The sequence below is a fragment of the Pantoea dispersa genome (genome assembly GCF_019890955.1).
Taxonomy (GTDB): Bacteria; Pseudomonadota; Gammaproteobacteria; order Enterobacterales; family Enterobacteriaceae; genus Pantoea; species Pantoea dispersa.
Map to the genome: position 1 here is coordinate 2,283,613 of NZ_CP082346.1, position 14,677 is coordinate 2,298,289.

The 14,677-nt window shown below is 59.1% G+C and carries 13 protein-coding genes; 5 read left to right on the plus strand and 8 right to left on the minus strand.

Features of this window, described 5'->3' with window-relative positions; all coding sequences use genetic code 11:
* The first annotated feature begins 83 nt into the window (after positions 1-83).
* Entirely contained in the window at positions 84-470 is a 387-nt protein-coding gene (locus K7H94_RS10565; RefSeq protein ID WP_031279187.1) for a DUF6515 family protein, read from the plus strand.
* A gap of 54 nt (positions 471-524) precedes the next feature.
* Here the strand turns inward: K7H94_RS10565 and osmE are convergent, their stop codons facing one another.
* Entirely contained in the window at positions 525-860 is a 336-nt protein-coding gene (osmE, locus tag K7H94_RS10570; protein WP_021506259.1) for an osmotically-inducible lipoprotein OsmE, read from the minus strand.
* A gap of 192 nt (positions 861-1,052) precedes the next feature.
* Here osmE and K7H94_RS10575 point away from each other — a divergent pair, with 192 nt between their 5' ends.
* The 3 genes from K7H94_RS10575 to cho all read left to right on the plus strand — a co-directional run bounded on the left by K7H94_RS10575 (position 1,053) and on the right by cho (position 4,160).
* The gene (locus K7H94_RS10575) at positions 1,053-2,243 is read left to right on the plus strand and encodes a multidrug effflux MFS transporter (RefSeq protein ID WP_222951012.1); all 1,191 of its coding nucleotides are present in this window, start codon (positions 1,053-1,055) and stop codon (positions 2,241-2,243) included.
* Positions 2,244-2,360: 117 nt separating this feature from the next.
* Positions 2,361-3,188, plus strand: coding sequence for an ammonia-dependent NAD(+) synthetase (nadE, locus tag K7H94_RS10580; RefSeq protein WP_021506261.1), 828 nt, complete (start codon positions 2,361-2,363; stop codon positions 3,186-3,188).
* A gap of 111 nt (positions 3,189-3,299) precedes the next feature.
* Positions 3,300-4,160: an excinuclease Cho gene (gene cho / locus K7H94_RS10585; protein ID WP_058757668.1), complete on the plus strand. Its 861-nt coding sequence runs from the start codon at positions 3,300-3,302 to the stop codon at positions 4,158-4,160.
* Between the two features lie 78 nt (positions 4,161-4,238).
* Here cho and spy read toward each other — a convergent pair whose 3' ends face one another.
* From spy to K7H94_RS10615, 6 genes are all read right to left on the minus strand, one after another.
* Positions 4,239-4,733, minus strand: a complete 495-nt coding sequence (gene spy / locus K7H94_RS10590; RefSeq protein ID WP_021506263.1) for an ATP-independent periplasmic protein-refolding chaperone Spy — start codon at positions 4,731-4,733, stop codon at positions 4,239-4,241.
* A 335-nt stretch (positions 4,734-5,068) separates the two neighbouring features.
* On the minus strand, positions 5,069-6,064 hold the full coding sequence (gene astE / locus K7H94_RS10595) for a succinylglutamate desuccinylase (RefSeq protein WP_058757667.1): 996 nt from the start codon (positions 6,062-6,064) through the stop codon (positions 5,069-5,071).
* Positions 6,065-6,109: 45 nt separating this feature from the next.
* Positions 6,110-7,438 (minus strand): N-succinylarginine dihydrolase, encoded by a 1,329-nt coding sequence (gene astB / locus K7H94_RS10600; RefSeq protein ID WP_222951013.1) that lies wholly within the window; start codon positions 7,436-7,438, stop codon positions 6,110-6,112.
* Positions 7,435-8,904: a succinylglutamate-semialdehyde dehydrogenase gene (astD, locus tag K7H94_RS10605; protein WP_222951014.1), complete on the minus strand. Its 1,470-nt coding sequence runs from the start codon at positions 8,902-8,904 to the stop codon at positions 7,435-7,437. Before astD ends, astB begins: the two co-directional genes overlap by 4 nt.
* The gene (astA, locus tag K7H94_RS10610) at positions 8,901-9,932 is read right to left on the minus strand and encodes an arginine N-succinyltransferase (RefSeq protein ID WP_021506267.1); all 1,032 of its coding nucleotides are present in this window, start codon (positions 9,930-9,932) and stop codon (positions 8,901-8,903) included. Before astA ends, astD begins: the two co-directional genes overlap by 4 nt.
* Positions 9,929-11,149 carry an aspartate aminotransferase family protein gene (locus K7H94_RS10615; protein ID WP_058776245.1) on the minus strand — a complete coding sequence of 407 codons (1,221 nt, stop codon included), beginning with the start codon at positions 11,147-11,149 and terminating at the stop codon, positions 9,929-9,931. Before K7H94_RS10615 ends, astA begins: the two co-directional genes overlap by 4 nt.
* Before the next feature lie 869 nt (positions 11,150-12,018).
* Between K7H94_RS10615 and K7H94_RS10620 the strand changes: the two genes are divergently transcribed.
* Complete coding sequence (locus tag K7H94_RS10620) at positions 12,019-13,107, plus strand: porin (RefSeq protein WP_058782069.1); 1,089 nt, start codon at positions 12,019-12,021, stop codon at positions 13,105-13,107.
* 93 nt (positions 13,108-13,200) lie between these two features.
* On the opposite strand, the gene K7H94_RS10625 is transcribed toward K7H94_RS10620, so the two are convergent.
* The gene (locus K7H94_RS10625; protein ID WP_166718725.1) at positions 13,201-14,640 is read right to left on the minus strand and encodes a YchO/YchP family invasin; all 1,440 of its coding nucleotides are present in this window, start codon (positions 14,638-14,640) and stop codon (positions 13,201-13,203) included.
* Positions 14,641-14,677: the final 37 nt, after the last annotated feature.

Here is a 14,677-nt window from a genome sequence, read left to right on the forward strand (position 1 = left end):
ACGGAGGCAAAATCGACGGTTTTTTGCTTGAGTTTGCGCGCTGAAAGGCGAATGCTGCGGGGAGTTACCGCAGGAGAACCCTCATGAGAAACGTTATCGCCTCAATGCTGGCGTTAACCCTGATAGCGCCAACTGTAAGTTTTGCTCATCCGTATGGCTGGGGTCCGGGACCCGGCCCGCACTGGGGTGGTCCGGGACCCCGCTGGGGACATCCCGGACCGCTGCGTTTTCTGCCGGAGGCCGCGACCGCCGTGCTGATTGGCGGACTGACCTACTACCTGCTGAACGGTAGCTACTACCAGCGGCAGGGCGACACCTACGTGGTGGTCCAGCCACCGGATGGCCCACCGGCCAGCGCCATGCGCGTTCTGGATTACAACGGCAAACGCTATTACGTGCAGGATGGTCACTACTATCAGCGCGAGATCAGCGGCAGCTACATTGAGGTGCCGCGGCCGTATGGGCTGTAAGCGCACAAAGAAAAACGGCCCGTCTGAGACGGGCCGTTTGTTATTCTGCTACCGTTACTGCGCGGCTTGCGGATCGGTATCGTAATCCTTACAGCTCTGGAAGCCGTAGTTCATGACGCGACCGGTGTCGTTATAGCTCACAAAGTAAGTCTGCTGTTTACCATCACGCTCACCAATCACGTAGGTCTGGCAGGTACCCCGTGCGTGAACCATGGTGATCTCGGTTGACGCCGGTCCGGCAATCTGGCGCACCTGTTCACGCGTCATGCCTTTTTTCACATCCTTCACCACAGGCTTAGTCACGTAGCTTTCCGCACGATCGTAAGTTGTACAACCAGACAGGGCTGCCAGCGTCATAGCGGCAGCGATACATCCCAGCACTTTATTCATCTTGTTGTTCCTCATACTTTGTCCATGTCCCACTAAGCCTGGAACATAATTCCAGATTTATCAACTCAATGGCGGTGCTTTCGGTCAGTTCTGAAGCGTCAGGATTACGTAAAGATGCTGTGTTGCCGTCACCGGCTCCGTATAATCGCGGCGCAAGATACATCTTAAAGCCAAAAATAACACAGAGGATCAATGACACCTGCACACCCTAACCGGCTGGTTTATGCCATCACGCTCGGCCTGCTCGCCGCGCTCGGGCCGCTTTGTATCGATCTCTATCTGCCTGCCCTGCCTGAACTGGCGCGCGACCTCGGTAGCGAAACCGCCACCGCCCAGTTAAGTCTGACCGCCGGTCTGCTGGGGCTGGGCGCCGGACAGCTGCTGTTTGGTCCGATGAGTGATAAGTTTGGTCGTATTCGTCCGCTGCTGCTGTCGCTGGCGCTGCTGTTCATCGCCTCGATTGGCTGTGCGCTGGCGAAGGATATTCACGCTCTGCTGGTGGCGCGCCTGTTTGAAGGGCTGGCCGGTGCCGGCGGCGCGGTGCTGTCGCGTGCCATTGCCCGCGATATGTATAGCGGCCATGAGCTGACGCGCTTTTTTGCCCTGCTGATGCTGGTGAATGGCCTGGCGCCGATTGGTGCGCCAGTGCTGGGCGGTGCGCTGATGACGGTGCTGAATTGGCGCGGCATCTTTGTAGTGCTGGGCGCGATTGCCGTGCTGCTGATTCTGCTGGCGCGCTGGAAGCTGCGCGAAACCCTGCCGGCCGAACGCCGTAGCCAGGGATCGCTCCTCTCCGCCTGGGCGGCGCTCGGCCAGGTCATCACCCACCGGCCGTTTATGGGCTTCTGCCTGACGCAGGGCTTCATGATGTCCGGCATGTTTGCTTATATCGGCGCCTCGCCGTTTGTGCTGCAGCAGATTTACGGCCTGTCACCGCAGGCATTCAGCTTGTGCTTTGCGGCGAACGGTATTGGCCTGGTGATTGCTTCCCAGACCAGCGCCCGGCTCTGTCCGCTGTGGGGCGAATATCGCGTGCTGAAGGGCGGCCTGACGCTGGCGTTTGTCGCCTCCAGCTGCCTACTGCTGGCCGGCGTGAGCGGCGCGCCGCTGCCGCTGGTGCTGGTGGCGCTATTCTTCACCATCGCCAGTAACGGCGTGATCGCCACCACCGCATCATCGCTGGCGATGCAGAGCCAGGGCCACCGCGCCGGCAGTGCCTCGGCGGTGATCGGCGTTGCGATGTTCTCGCTCGGCGCGCTCAGCGTACCGATCACCGGCCTCGGCGGCACCTCGGTAATCAGCATGACGGCCACCATCTTTGGCTGCTTTATGCTGGCCATCGTGATGTTCATGCTGCTGGCGCAGAAACCAAAAAGCGCCTGAATTGCCAACAGAAACACCGGACAACAAGCCGTTCGGCTTGTTGTTTTTCTGCGGAGGCGTTAGCTTTAGCACATGATTCGCATTGTGCCGTCAGGCTACCGACTTGAGGAGAGGTTCATGTCACTGCAGCAGGAAATCATTCAGGCCCTGGGTGTTAAACCGGTTATCGACCCGCAGCAGGAGATCCGCGTCAGCGTCGATTTTCTGAAGTCCTATCTGAAAGCCCATCCGTTTATCAAAACCCTGGTGCTCGGCATCAGCGGCGGTCAGGACTCAACGCTGACCGGCAAGCTGGCGCAGACTGCCATTACTGAACTGCGTGAAGAGACCGGCGATCACGACTACAGCTTTATCGCCGTGCGCCTGCCATATGGCGTGCAGGCTGACGAGCAGGATTGCCAGGATGCGCTGGCATTTATCCAGCCGGATCGCACGCTGGTGGTCAACATCAAAGAAGCGGTACTGGCCAGCGAGCGCGCACTGCAGGAGGCGGGCATTGCCCTGTCGGATTTTGTGCGCGGTAACGAGAAAGCGCGCGAACGCATGAAAGCCCAGTACAGCATTGCCGGCATGACCAAAGGCGTCGTGGTCGGCACCGATCACGCCGCAGAAGCCGTGACCGGCTTCTTTACCAAGTACGGCGACGGCGGCAGCGACATCAACCCGATTTTCCGCCTCAATAAAGGCCAGGGCAAACAGCTGCTGAAAGCGCTCGGCTGCCCGGAACACCTCTATCTCAAACACCCCACCGCCGATCTGGAGGACGATCGTCCCGGTCTGCAGGATGAAGTGGCGCTGGGCGTGACCTATCAGCAGATTGATGATTTCCTCGAAGGCAAAACCATCGACGCCGACGCGGCGAAAATCATTGAAGGCTGGTATACCAAAACCGAGCATAAACGTCGTCCGCCGATCACCGTGTTCGACGATTTCTGGAAGAAGTAATCCCTGCGGCTTCCCGCTCCCCTTGCGGGAAGCCTGCCTCTTCACGTCCCCGCTGGCGAGAAAACGCGCACGCTGATATACTGTATGCACAACCAGTAAGCGGAGCGTTCTTTGGTCAGACGAGCAAACCGCCATCGCCTCGAATTTGATGCGGCGGCTATCTATCAATATCCCGAACATCTGCGTCAGTGGCTGGAAGGCTTGCCTAATCAGCCGGGCGTTTACACTTTCCACGGTGATAACGACAACCTGCCGCTGTACATCGGCAAGAGTATCAACCTGCGCAGCCGGGTGATGGCCCATTTTCGCACGGCGGATGAAGCCAGCATGCTGCGCCAGGCGCGACGCGTCAGCTGGATCCCCACCGCCGGGGACGTGGGCGCACAGCTGCTCGAAGCGCAGATGATCAAAACACAGCAGCCGCTGTTCAATAAGCGCCTGCGCAAAAACCGCCAGCTGTGCTCGCTGCAGCTGGGCGATGGCGCACCGCAGGTGGTTTACGCGCGCGATCTCGATTTCTCCTCCTCGCCTGACCTGTACGGGTTATTCCGCAGCCGCTTTGCCGCGTTAGAGAAGCTGAAAAGCCTCGCCGATGAGCTGCGCCTGTGTCACGGCCTGCTGGGATTAGAGCGCCTGCAGCCGGGGCGCGGCTGTTTCCGCGCGGCGCTTAAACGCTGTGCCGGTGCCTGCTGCGGGGCGGAACCGCTGGCGGCGCATCAGCAGCGCCTGCTGGCAGGGCTGGAGCAGCTGCGCGTGGTGTGCTGGCCGTGGCAGGGCCCGGTGGGTATGGTGGAGCGCGGGACGGAGATGACGCAGATTCACGTCATCGATCACTGGTTCTGGCTGGGATCGGTCAGCAGTGAGCAGGAAGCGCGTCAGCTGCAGCGTGCGCGTCACGGCTTCGACCATGACGGCTACAAAATTCTCTGCCGACCGCTGCTGTCCGGCGTTTATCCGCTGATTGAGCTGTAACGCAAAACCGCCGACGCTGCCCAAAGCAGCGTGTGCAATGGACAACGTCGGCGGTCTCAAACCGGTGAGCTAAACGGCTTATTCACCATCAGCCGGCGGTGGCGGCATTTTACCGTCATGCGGGCCTTTTTCTGTCAGACGTTTCTCAAAGTTGGCGTTGTACTGCTTCTTCTGGTCTGGCGTCAGCACGTTATAGATCTTGTTCTGGGTTTCCAGCATCTTCAACGCATGCTCTTTCGCATTGGCGCTCATTTTGTCTGCCTGCGCTTCTGCTTTGGCACGGTCAAAGGTGTCGGATGCGATGATGCTGTGGTTAGCACGACGCTCTTCCAGCGATGGACGCTTCATGTCTTTGTGGCTGTCACGCAGGATGTCGCGAATCTGGGTTTTCTGCGCGTCGGTCAGGTTGAGGTCTTTGAACATCATGTCCATGCCGTGGTGGCGCATCGGCTTGTGCATCGGTTTTTCACTGCCCGCTGGCGGCGGCGTCAGGTTGTCAGCCGCAGCATGGACGATATTGGCGGCACCGAAAGCCATTGCGGTAGCCAGAAACAGGGAGGTCAGTTTACGCATAATATTGTCCTTACTTTTCAGTTTAATGACGACAGCCTGTGTCGCGTCTTCGGAAACAAGCATACGACGCTGAACGTCAACTACTCAGAGGCTGAGTAAAGCCCTGCAAGCATAAAAGACAGATATCGGGCAATCATGGAGAGATTGCGAAGAAATGCGTGAGGAATTGCAAAAGAGTATGACGATCAAGGGGAAAGCACAGGAATTAAGGAGGAGTGTAATGGCTTTGTCGGTTTTGCGGAAGGGAAAATGTCGTTAATTTGCACACATTCTCTGCTCACCCGTGACCTCTCCCGTCACAGGGAGAGGAGGGATTGCCGGGTAGAGCTTTCGGATTACAACTCCAGCGCCTGGGTCTGCTCACTCTCCTCCACCAGCATCAGCCCGGCGCGCAGGCCCGGTGCCACGTTGGGATTGGGGAACAGCACATATTCACGCGCCTGCTGCACGTAATAGCGCCGCTCACCCTCTTCCGCCAGCAGCGTGCCCTGCGGGAAAGCCGTGAAGTTGAGAGTTTCCGGGCCCATGTGCAGAACAAACTGCTCGCCGTGCCGGGTGATTTGCTGTGCCACGCGATAATGGCGCGGCGTCTCGCGCACCGGCGGCAGCGCCTCACCGTACAGCAGCGCCGCCAGCGCACGCTGCACACCGCTGAACTGCGTGAGATCGTTCTCGCCAAACGGCAGCGCCTTTCCCAGCTCCAGCGTACAACTGGCTGCCGCGTAGTGTTCACAGCTGAAGTGGGTGAAGGTGCCGCCCGGCGCACGGTGAAACACCAGCGCTTCCAGTTCGGCCGCTGCCAGCCAGTGTAAAAAATCTGCTGGCCACGGCTGGCTGTTGAGCGGCATCACGCCAAAGCGCGTATGCCACGAACCGCGAATCGCGGTGTGCAAATCGAGATGCCAGCGAATTTCGTGATCGAGGCACTCGCACCAGAAGTTCTCCAGCGCCTGCTCCAGCTGGAGCGCGCGCTGCGCCTCCGGCACGTCGGCCACCTGTTGCCAGCGGCCACCGAACAGCCGGTTGATATCATAATGCTGGTAGCGTTTGCCGCTGCGCAGCGCCGCCGGGTTGCCGAGGATCACCAGCAGGCGCACGGCCAGCGGTTTTTCCCCCTGCAGCAGCGGCGTCAGCAACAGATTGAGGATCTCCACCGGGGCGGTCTCGTTGCCGTGAATCCCGGCGGAGAGAACCAGCGCCTGCTGCGTGGGCGTATGCGGTGTCAGGGATAGTATGCCCTCATCATGCCACTGCCAGTGCAGGTGGGCGTTACTGCCCTGCCGCTGCGCGGGCGGGCGGCCTGACAGGGTTTGCTGTAAAAAGTCCTGCATGTTCACTCCTTTCTGACACAGGGGGCAACACATTTGCCCCCGGCGTTAACGCTGAAACGCGTAGACACTGCCTAAGTCTAGCAGCTGTGTCAGCTCGTCCAGCGCGCTTCGCCCTTCGCTCAGCAGCTGCGGATCGGCCAGGTCGGCCTGCGTCAGGCGGTCGCGATAGTGACGATCCACCCAGTCATTCAGACGCGTAAACAGGCGATCGTTCATCAGCACGGCCGGATTGACGGCCTGACGCTCCGCCTCGGTTAACACCACGCGCAGACGCAGGCAGGCCGGTCCGCCGCCGTTGCACATGCTCTCACGCAGATCGAACACCTGCAGCGCGCGAATCGGGCCGCCGCTCTCCACCAGTTCGCTCAAATAGCGCCACACGCCGGGATGCTGGCGCGACTCTTCCGGCAGCACCAGCCGCATGCCGCCGTGCGGATGCTGCAGCAGCTGGCTGTTAAACAGATAGGTGTTCACCGCATCGGCCACTGACACCCGATCGCGCGGTACCACAACCGGCTGGAAGCCCGGCACCTTAGCCGCCAGCTGTTGCAGCAGCTGGGGCTGGTCGACAAACGCCTCTTCGTGGCAGAAAAACACCTGCTGATTGCTGACGGCGATTACATCATTGTGGAACACCCCCTGATCGATCACCGCCGGATTTTGCTGAGCAAACAGCGTGCGCGCGTCATCCAGCTGATGCAATCTTGCCACCGCCGCGCTGGCTTCACGCGTCTGGCGCGCCGGATAGCGCGCCGGTGCGCTGCCTTGCTGCTGGCCGTCGCGGCCGTAGACAAACAGCTGCACGCCGGGCGCGCCATAGTCAGCGCCGAAGCGGTTATGGTTGGCTGCGCCTTCGTCACCAAACAGTGCCACCTGCGGCAGCGCGTCGTGCACGCTGAAGTGGCGGCCATCGCGGAAGATGGCGCGCAGCAGGTCGGCGGTTTCCGGCGCTTCGATCGCCCGGTGGAACTTATTGTTGAGGTTGGCTACGGTAAAATGCACTTTGCCGTCGGCGCTGTCGGCCGATGGCGAAACCGTGGCCGCATTGGCCACCCACATCGCCGACGCCGAACTGGCCGCTGACAGCAGCTGCGGTGCCTGCTGCGCCGCTTTGGCCAGTACCTGCGCATCGCTGCCGCTGAATCCCAGCTGGCGCAGCAGCGGCAGATTAGGCCGCTCGTGCGGAGGGATAACCCCCTGCACATAGCCCATGTCGGCCAGCGCCTTCATTTTCAGCAGCCCCTGTTTGGCCGCCAGCCGCGGATTGGAGGGCTGCAGCTGATTGCGCGTGGAGGCTTCGTTGCCAAACGACAGGCCAGCGTAGTGGTGCGTCAGGCCGACCAGACCATCAAAGTTTGCTTCAAACGCCTTCATGATGTCGCTCCTGAAGCAGCAAAATCGAGCCCCGGCGACAGGCTGCCCGGCAGCGCTAAGCTGCTGCTCTCCAGCGAGGCCATCGGCCAGGCGCAGTAATCCGCCGCGTACCAGGCGCTGGCACGGTGATTACCGGAGGCGCCCACGCCGCCAAACGGTGCCGAACTGGCGGCGCCGGTCAGCGGTTTATTCCAGTTCACGATGCCGGCGCGCGCTTCCAGCAGCAGCTGATCAAACTGGTCACGCTGCGGTGACACCAGCCCGCACGACAATCCGTAGCGCGTGTCGTTGGCGAGGCCAATCGCCTGCGCGTAATGGTCGTAGCGGATGACCTGCAGCAGTGGTCCGAACACCTCTTCGTCAGGCAGTCCGGCGACGCCGGTCATGTCGATGATGCCGGGCGTGATAATGGCGCTGTCGCGATCCGGCCAGCGCATCGCCAGCAACTCCTTGCCACCCAGCGCAATCCGCTGCTGCCAGGCAGCGAAGATCTGCCCGGCGGCGGCGGGCGAAATCACGCTGCCCATAAATGGCTGCGGTTCGGCATCCCACGCTGCCGGTTTGAGGCGCGCACTCACTTCGACCAGGCGCTGCAGGAAGGCATCGCCCGCCGCACCGCGTTTCACCAGCAAACGACGCGCGCAGGTGCAGCGCTGGCCGGCGGTAATGAACGCCGACTGAATAGCGATATGCACCGCGCCATCAATGTCGGCCGGATCTTCCACAATCAGCGCATTGTTGCCGCCCATCTCCAGCGCCAGCATTTTCTCTGGCTGTCCGGCGAACTGGCGATGCAGGTGATAGCCGGTGGCCGCGCTACCGGTAAACAGCAGGCCGTCAATCTGCTCCGCCTGCGCCAGCGCCTGGCCGGTATCACGTCCGCCCTGTAACAGCGCCAGCGTACCCGCCGGCAGGCCCGCTTCCTGCCACAGCTGCACGGTTTTCTCTGCGGTGGCGGGGGTCAGTTCGCTCGGTTTAAACAACACGCAGTTGCCCGCCAGCAGCGCCGGCACGATATGTCCGTTCGGCAGATGGCCGGGAAAGTTATACGGGCCGAACACCGCCAGCACGCCGTGCGGCCGGTGGCGCAGTGAACTCTCACCTTCGGCCTGCTCGCCGGTGCGGGTGTGATAAGCCTTAATCGAAATGGCCACTTTATTGATCATCGCCTGCACTTCGGTCAGCGTTTCCCAGTGCGGCTTGCCGGTCTCACGTGCGATGATCGCCGCCAGCTCGGTTTTATCCCGCTCCAGCAGACGGGCAAAATCCTCTACCCGCGCCTGGCGGGCAGCAAACGGCAGACGTGCCCATGCCGGGAACGCCGCGCGAGCCGCCTCACAGGCCGCCGCCACCTGCGCCGCAGAAGCAGCGTTGCCCTGCCATAAGATCTCGCCGCTCACCGGATTGTGTTTACTCAGCGTCTCTGCGCTGCCCGGCTGCCATTCACCGTTGATAAAATGCGTCATGCGTTATTCTCCTCGCGACCCAGGGTAACCACCCGCAGCGAATCGCCATAGTCGCAGCGCAGCGCGGTGCGCTGCTGCTGATTAATCAGAACCTGTCCGGATGCGACATCGACCGGCAGCAGCGCCACGCGGAACTGCTGATAGTCGCAGTTCGCCACCAGACACAGCGGCCAGTGCGCCTCGGCTTCGCCTTCGCTGGCGGTCAGCACTTTGCTCTTGCGGATGGCGCGGATGCGGTCGATCTCACACTCCAGCGTCGGGCCGCCGTCAAAGATGTCGATATAGTTGAGATAGCGGAAACCCTCGGCTTCCAGCACCGCGCGCGCCGGCGCGGTTTTCGGGTGGACTTCACCAATCACCTGCTGTGCCGCTTCCGACAGATAGTGGATATACAGCGGATGCTTGGGCATCAGTTCTGCGATAAAAGCTTTTTGCCCGGTGCCGCTGAGAAAATCGGCCTGGCGAAACTCCATGGAGAAGAAACGGCTGCCCACGCTGTCCCAGAACGGCGAATGTCCCTGCTCGTCGCTGACGCCGCGCATCTCCGCAACCACGTGCTTCATGAAGCGCTCGCGGAAATTCGCCATAAACAGAAAGCGCGACTTGGACAGCAGATGGCCGTTTTTACCGTCGCGGTAGTCAGGATCGAGGAACAGCGTGCACAGTTCGCTGCTGCCGGTGTGATCGTTACTCAGCGACAGCGTCGGCAAACTGGCGTAGACGTTCAGCTCTTTCGAGGCGTGTACCTGAGTACCGACGCGGAAGTTGTACCAGGGATCCTGCAAACCTACCGCCACTTCAATGGCGCAGATGCCGACGGCGCGATTATCACTGCTATCCGCCAGCACAAACACATAGCCCTGTTCAGCGCGCGGCAGCGCGTCCTGCCAGGTTTGCAGCGAGCGCTCAATGCGCGCCTTCAGCGTCTCGCTGTCAGCGGGCAGCGAGGTCAGACCGCCGCCGGTTTTCCCCGCCAGCGCCAGCAGCTGCGGCAGATCGTCACGTTCGACGGGGCGGATCACCATCATGATGTGGCTCCTTTGAGCACGCGTGCGCAGGCGCGTTCGAAGCGCGCCAGCCCTTCTTTTACTTCACGCTCGCTGATGTTCAGCGCCGGGGCAAAGCGCACCACGCTGGCACCGGCGATCAGTACCATCACGCCCTCTTCCGCCGCCGTCAGGTTGAACTGTTTGGCTTTACCGGCAAAATCGTCATTCAGCACCGCGCCAATCAGCAGGCCCAGGCCGCGAATCTCTTTAAACACCGGCAGCCGCTGGTTGATCTCCTGCAGCGCCGTGACAAACCACTGGTGCCGCTCGGCAACGCCAGCCATAAACTCAGGCTGATTGATCAGCTCCATCACTTTACCGGCCACCGCACCGGCCAGCGGGTTGCCGCCGTAGGTGGTGCCGTGCGTGCCGACGCCCATCACCTGCGCCAGATCTTCACGCGTCAGCATCGCACCGATGGGGAAGCCGCCGCCCAGCGCCTTGGCGGTGCTCAGCACATCAGGCGTGACGCCGTAATGCATATAGGCATACAGCGAGCCGGTACGGCCGACGCCGCTCTGCACTTCATCAAAAATCAGCAGCGCCTGATGGCGGTCGCACAGTTCGCGCAGTCCGCGCAGGAACGCCGGATCGGCCGGTAATACACCGCCCTCGCCCTGAATCGGCTCGACGATGACCGCGCAGGTTTGGTCATTAATTAAGGCCGCCGCCGAGGCCAGATCGTTAAAGGTGGCATGCTGAATGGCTGGCGGTAACGGGGCGAAATCGCGCGAATAGGCGGGCTGTCCGCCGGCTGAAACGGTGAACAGGGTGCGGCCGTGGAAGGCATTGGTGAAGGCGACGATACCGTTTTTTTCGGCACCGAAACGGTCGTGCGCCACTTTACGCGCCAGCTTCAGCGCGGCCTCATTGGCTTCCGCCCCGGAGTTACAGAAGAACACGCGGTCAGCAAAGGTGGCATCAATCAGCTGCTTCGCCAGGCGCAGAATCGGTTCGTTGGTGTAGCCGTTGCCGGTGTGCCACAGTTTACCGGCCTGCTCGGTCAGCGCCTGCTGCAGCGCGGGATGGGCATGGCCAAGCGCGTTCACCGCGATGCCACCGGCAAAATCGATGTACTCTTTGCCCTGCTGATCCCACAGCGTAGAACCTTCGGCACGCACCGGCACAAAAGCCGCAGGGGCATAAACCGGCATCATCCATTGATCGAAATCGTGACGTGAAACCTGCAGTGACATAGCCATTTCTCCTGCCTCACTTCGGGTGAAGCTTTTGTTTTAAAATTGTTAAAAGTTGCTGAGTTGCAGCTCGACTATAGAGTGCAGTTAACGTGCCAGCCAGAGGAAAAAATGCATAAATCAGGTTCAGCAACGAAATATCAATGATTTACACCCTTTCGCTATGCACATTTAATGCATAAAAAGTGAATAACCATCCGATAACAGCGGCACCGCAGTAATTTGTTTAGCGGATTTATGCATTCGCAAAATGAAATATTGCTTTTGTGATCGCACAGCAGATATTTCGCCAAAATGAGGCGTCTGCTGCGCCATTTTGGGGCGCACTGCGCTTAACGGGTGCAAGTGACAGTCCGGTTCAGGCATCGGCGTGGTGCAGGTCGGCCGCTTATTAGTAACAACTGATTAACTTATTTTGGCTAGCCTTTGCCAGGCTGGCCGGTAATTAAACGTATTAAAGATCGGGATATTATTTAGCCTGAAATATACCGACACAGTGCGTCAATGCAGACAATTTACGGGGTGACTATCAGCCTGCTTTGATTCATAAGCATTGAACTTTAAGGCATAGGCTTGTGCTATTTAAGGCAATAAAACGCTATTTTTATTAAGTCATACCCATCTTAATTTAATCATTATTTATCAATAAGATAAATATTAATCGTCGATTAAACGCTCACTCAAGCATGATAAGTAAAAGCGATTCCCATTTCCGAATAATGGAATTGGCGTATGAAAATCGCACAAATAGCCAATAAGAAATTATTTGTTACAACTATTGCACTACTGATCTTTATCCTTTTGTGTCATTTTCTTGTCACCCCACCAGGGGCTTAAAAATTAAAAAATAACACAGGGTAAAAATATAAATGATGAAGCGCACTTTACTGGCAGCAGTCATGCCATTGCTGCTGGGACTTTCTGTGGCTCAGGCCGCTGAAATCTATAATAAGGATGGTAACAAGCTGGATCTGGTCGGCAAAATTAACGTGTCGCACCTGTTCTCCGATGACACCACCAATGATGGTGATACCTCATCGTATGTCCGTATCGGTTTTAAGGGCGAAACCAAAATTACCGATCAGCTGACCGGCTACGGTTTCTGGCAATCGCAGTTCAGTCTGCGTAACACGGAAGGCGCCGATGCGCAGGCCGGTAACAAAACCCGCCTCGGCTATGCGGGTCTGAAGTTTGCGCAGTTTGGTTCGATCGACTATGGCCGTAACTATGGTCTGATTTATGACGTGCTGGGCTATACCGATATGCTGCCTTTCTTCGGCGGTGATTCCGGTTATGTCGATGCTTTCCTGTCCGGTCGCTCCACCGGCGTGCTGACCTGGCGTAACAAAGATTTCTTCGGTTTGGTTAAAGGCTGGAACGTCGCAGCGCAGTACGAAGGGAAAAACGAGCGCAGCGACAGCGCGGCAACGCCAAACCTGGCGGTACGTCGCTCTAACGGTGATGGTTTCGCCCTTTCCACCTCGTATGACACTGACTTTGGCCTGAGCGCGGTTGCCGCCTATGCCAGCCTCAATCGCGTCAGTGCGCAAAACCTTGCCACCTACGGCAGAGGTGAGAAAGCCGAACACTGGGAAACCGGGGTGAAATATGATGCTAACCAGCTCTATCTGGCGACCATCTACGGCGAATCCCACAACGCTACGCCAATCGGTAACAGCGGGTTCGCCAACAAAGCGGTGAACTTTGAAGCCGTGGCGCAGTATCAGTTCCTGAACGGTTTCCGTCCGTCGCTGGGCTACGTGAGCTCAAAGGGCAAAAATATTGAAAACGTCGGCGACGCCTGGCTGTTCAAATACGCGTCCGTGGGTGCCACCTACTACTTCAACAAGAACATGTCGGTCTACAGCGAATACCGCATCAACCTGCTGAAAGATGACAACGCGCTGCGCCTGAAAACCGACGATATTACCGCGGTAGGTCTGGTGTACCAGTTCTGATGATGATTTACCCTCATGGCATCCCGGCAAGTGTCGGCTGAGGATGTAGCAAAGGGCAGCTCCGGCTGCCCTTTTTCTCTGGTGCCGCGCTGATTATGGTGCCAGCAGGTCGAAGCGGTTTTCGCCCCCCTGATCCAGCATCACCGGCGGCTGTACCTGCAGCGTAATCCAGTTGGAAGTCACGCGATTTTGCTTGCTGTCCTCCAGCGTTACCGACAGGCGATAACTGTTGTTCGCCTCAGGCGACGCATCCCACGCCGGCATAATGATACTCCAGCCCTGTGGATCGTTGGGATCGGCTCCCGGCGTCAGGCTCAGCGCCTGCGTATCGCCCTGCCAGCTGACTTTACTGATTGGATGAGCACTGCGGATCTGCAGTTTCAGCGGCAAACTCTCGCCCGCATTGAGCTGCCACGGCGGCGTGGCGAGGAATACCGACAGGGTTTTACGCTGGCGGAACTCCAGCACCGGCGTATTGCTGCGCGTGACCAAATCATAGCGGCTACCGCGCAGCGAACGCGCGGCGGCGACGTTATCCGGATTGAGCTGCTGACTGAGCGCCACGCCAAAGCGGTAATTAAGACGTAAGCCGAGCTGATCCTGGCTCTCGCCTTCATTACTGGTTTTGTGGCTGGCCGATACGGTAACCAGCGGCACCGGCGTATAGGAGACGCCCAGCGTCAGCGCTGAAGGATTGTGGTAGCTGTTGCCGGAATTAAACAGATCGACATTGTTGCCGAGATACTGCTGCCAGCTGACCGACACGCCCAGCTGGCGGTAAAACGGCAGATAGCCCTGGGTAGTGACATCATACCCGCGCGCCAGCCGCTGCTGCTGGAACGGGTTGCGATTGCGCCAGCCGGACAGCGGCGTGTAGTAGTTGGCGGATAAGCGCAGGTAGTCGCTCCAGGCCTCGGTGCCCAGCGAAGCGCGCTGCAAGCCGCTGTCAAAAAGCCGATCAACGAAGCCGTTATAGCCCAGCAGCCAGCTGCCGGCCACCCAGCGCTGTCCCAGCCCGGCATTGCCCACCAGCCCGTCATCAGTCTGATGCACGCCCAGCTGGCTGAACGTGAGGTAATTGTAGCGATCGGCCCATGGCGTCAGCAGCGAAGCCCCGCTGCCGCTGAAGTTACCTTCCATATCGACGTTGAGATCGATCTGTGCCTGGCCATAAGGCGACAGCAGCGACTGCCCTTCATCCGCCACCCGGGTAGCAACCTCATCACGAAAATGGTTAAACGCCCAGATTCCGGCCTGCTGACCCAGCGTGGTATCGCTGTCGCTGTTCTGGCTGGCCTCACCGATGCTTTTGGCAATGCCCGCCAGCTTTTTACTGAACGCCGATGTATCGTCCTGATAGCCCAGCGCCGGTAATTCATCAGCGATTTTCTGGAAACGTGCCGGATCGGCAAACGGTGTGGCGGAGACGTCGCTGTTGTCGGTGAAGGCCTGCGCAGGCGCAACGGCCGCCAGTACAGGGGCCCCTAAAGTTACAGCAGCGAAAATTTTGCGGGTCAGAACCAATGGCAGCATAGCAAAAGAGTAGTCGTTTCAGTTTAGAATTTGAAGT

What these genes read in the sequence shown, in the direction of transcription:
- K7H94_RS10565 (WP_031279187.1), top strand. Translation starts at nt 84, where the DNA reads ATGAGAAACGTTATCGCCTCAATGCTGGCGTTAACCCTGATAGCGCCA.
- osmE (WP_021506259.1), bottom strand. Translation starts at nt 860, where the DNA reads ATGAATAAAGTGCTGGGATGTATCGCTGCCGCTATGACGCTGGCAGCC.
- K7H94_RS10575 (WP_222951012.1), top strand. Translation starts at nt 1,053, where the DNA reads ATGACACCTGCACACCCTAACCGGCTGGTTTATGCCATCACGCTCGGC.
- nadE (WP_021506261.1), top strand. Translation starts at nt 2,361, where the DNA reads ATGTCACTGCAGCAGGAAATCATTCAGGCCCTGGGTGTTAAACCGGTT.
- spy (WP_021506263.1), bottom strand. Translation starts at nt 4,733, where the DNA reads ATGCGTAAACTGACCTCCCTGTTTCTGGCTACCGCAATGGCTTTCGGT.
- astE (WP_058757667.1), bottom strand. Translation starts at nt 6,064, where the DNA reads ATGCAGGACTTTTTACAGCAAACCCTGTCAGGCCGCCCGCCCGCGCAG.
- astB (WP_222951013.1), bottom strand. Translation starts at nt 7,438, where the DNA reads ATGAAGGCGTTTGAAGCAAACTTTGATGGTCTGGTCGGCCTGACGCAC.
- astD (WP_222951014.1), bottom strand. Translation starts at nt 8,904, where the DNA reads ATGACGCATTTTATCAACGGTGAATGGCAGCCGGGCAGCGCAGAGACG.
- astA (WP_021506267.1), bottom strand. Translation starts at nt 9,932, where the DNA reads ATGATGGTGATCCGCCCCGTCGAACGTGACGATCTGCCGCAGCTGCTG.
- K7H94_RS10615 (WP_058776245.1), bottom strand. Translation starts at nt 11,149, where the DNA reads ATGTCACTGCAGGTTTCACGTCACGATTTCGATCAATGGATGATGCCG.
- K7H94_RS10620 (WP_058782069.1), top strand. Translation starts at nt 12,019, where the DNA reads ATGATGAAGCGCACTTTACTGGCAGCAGTCATGCCATTGCTGCTGGGA.
- K7H94_RS10625 (WP_166718725.1), bottom strand. Translation starts at nt 14,640, where the DNA reads ATGCTGCCATTGGTTCTGACCCGCAAAATTTTCGCTGCTGTAACTTTA.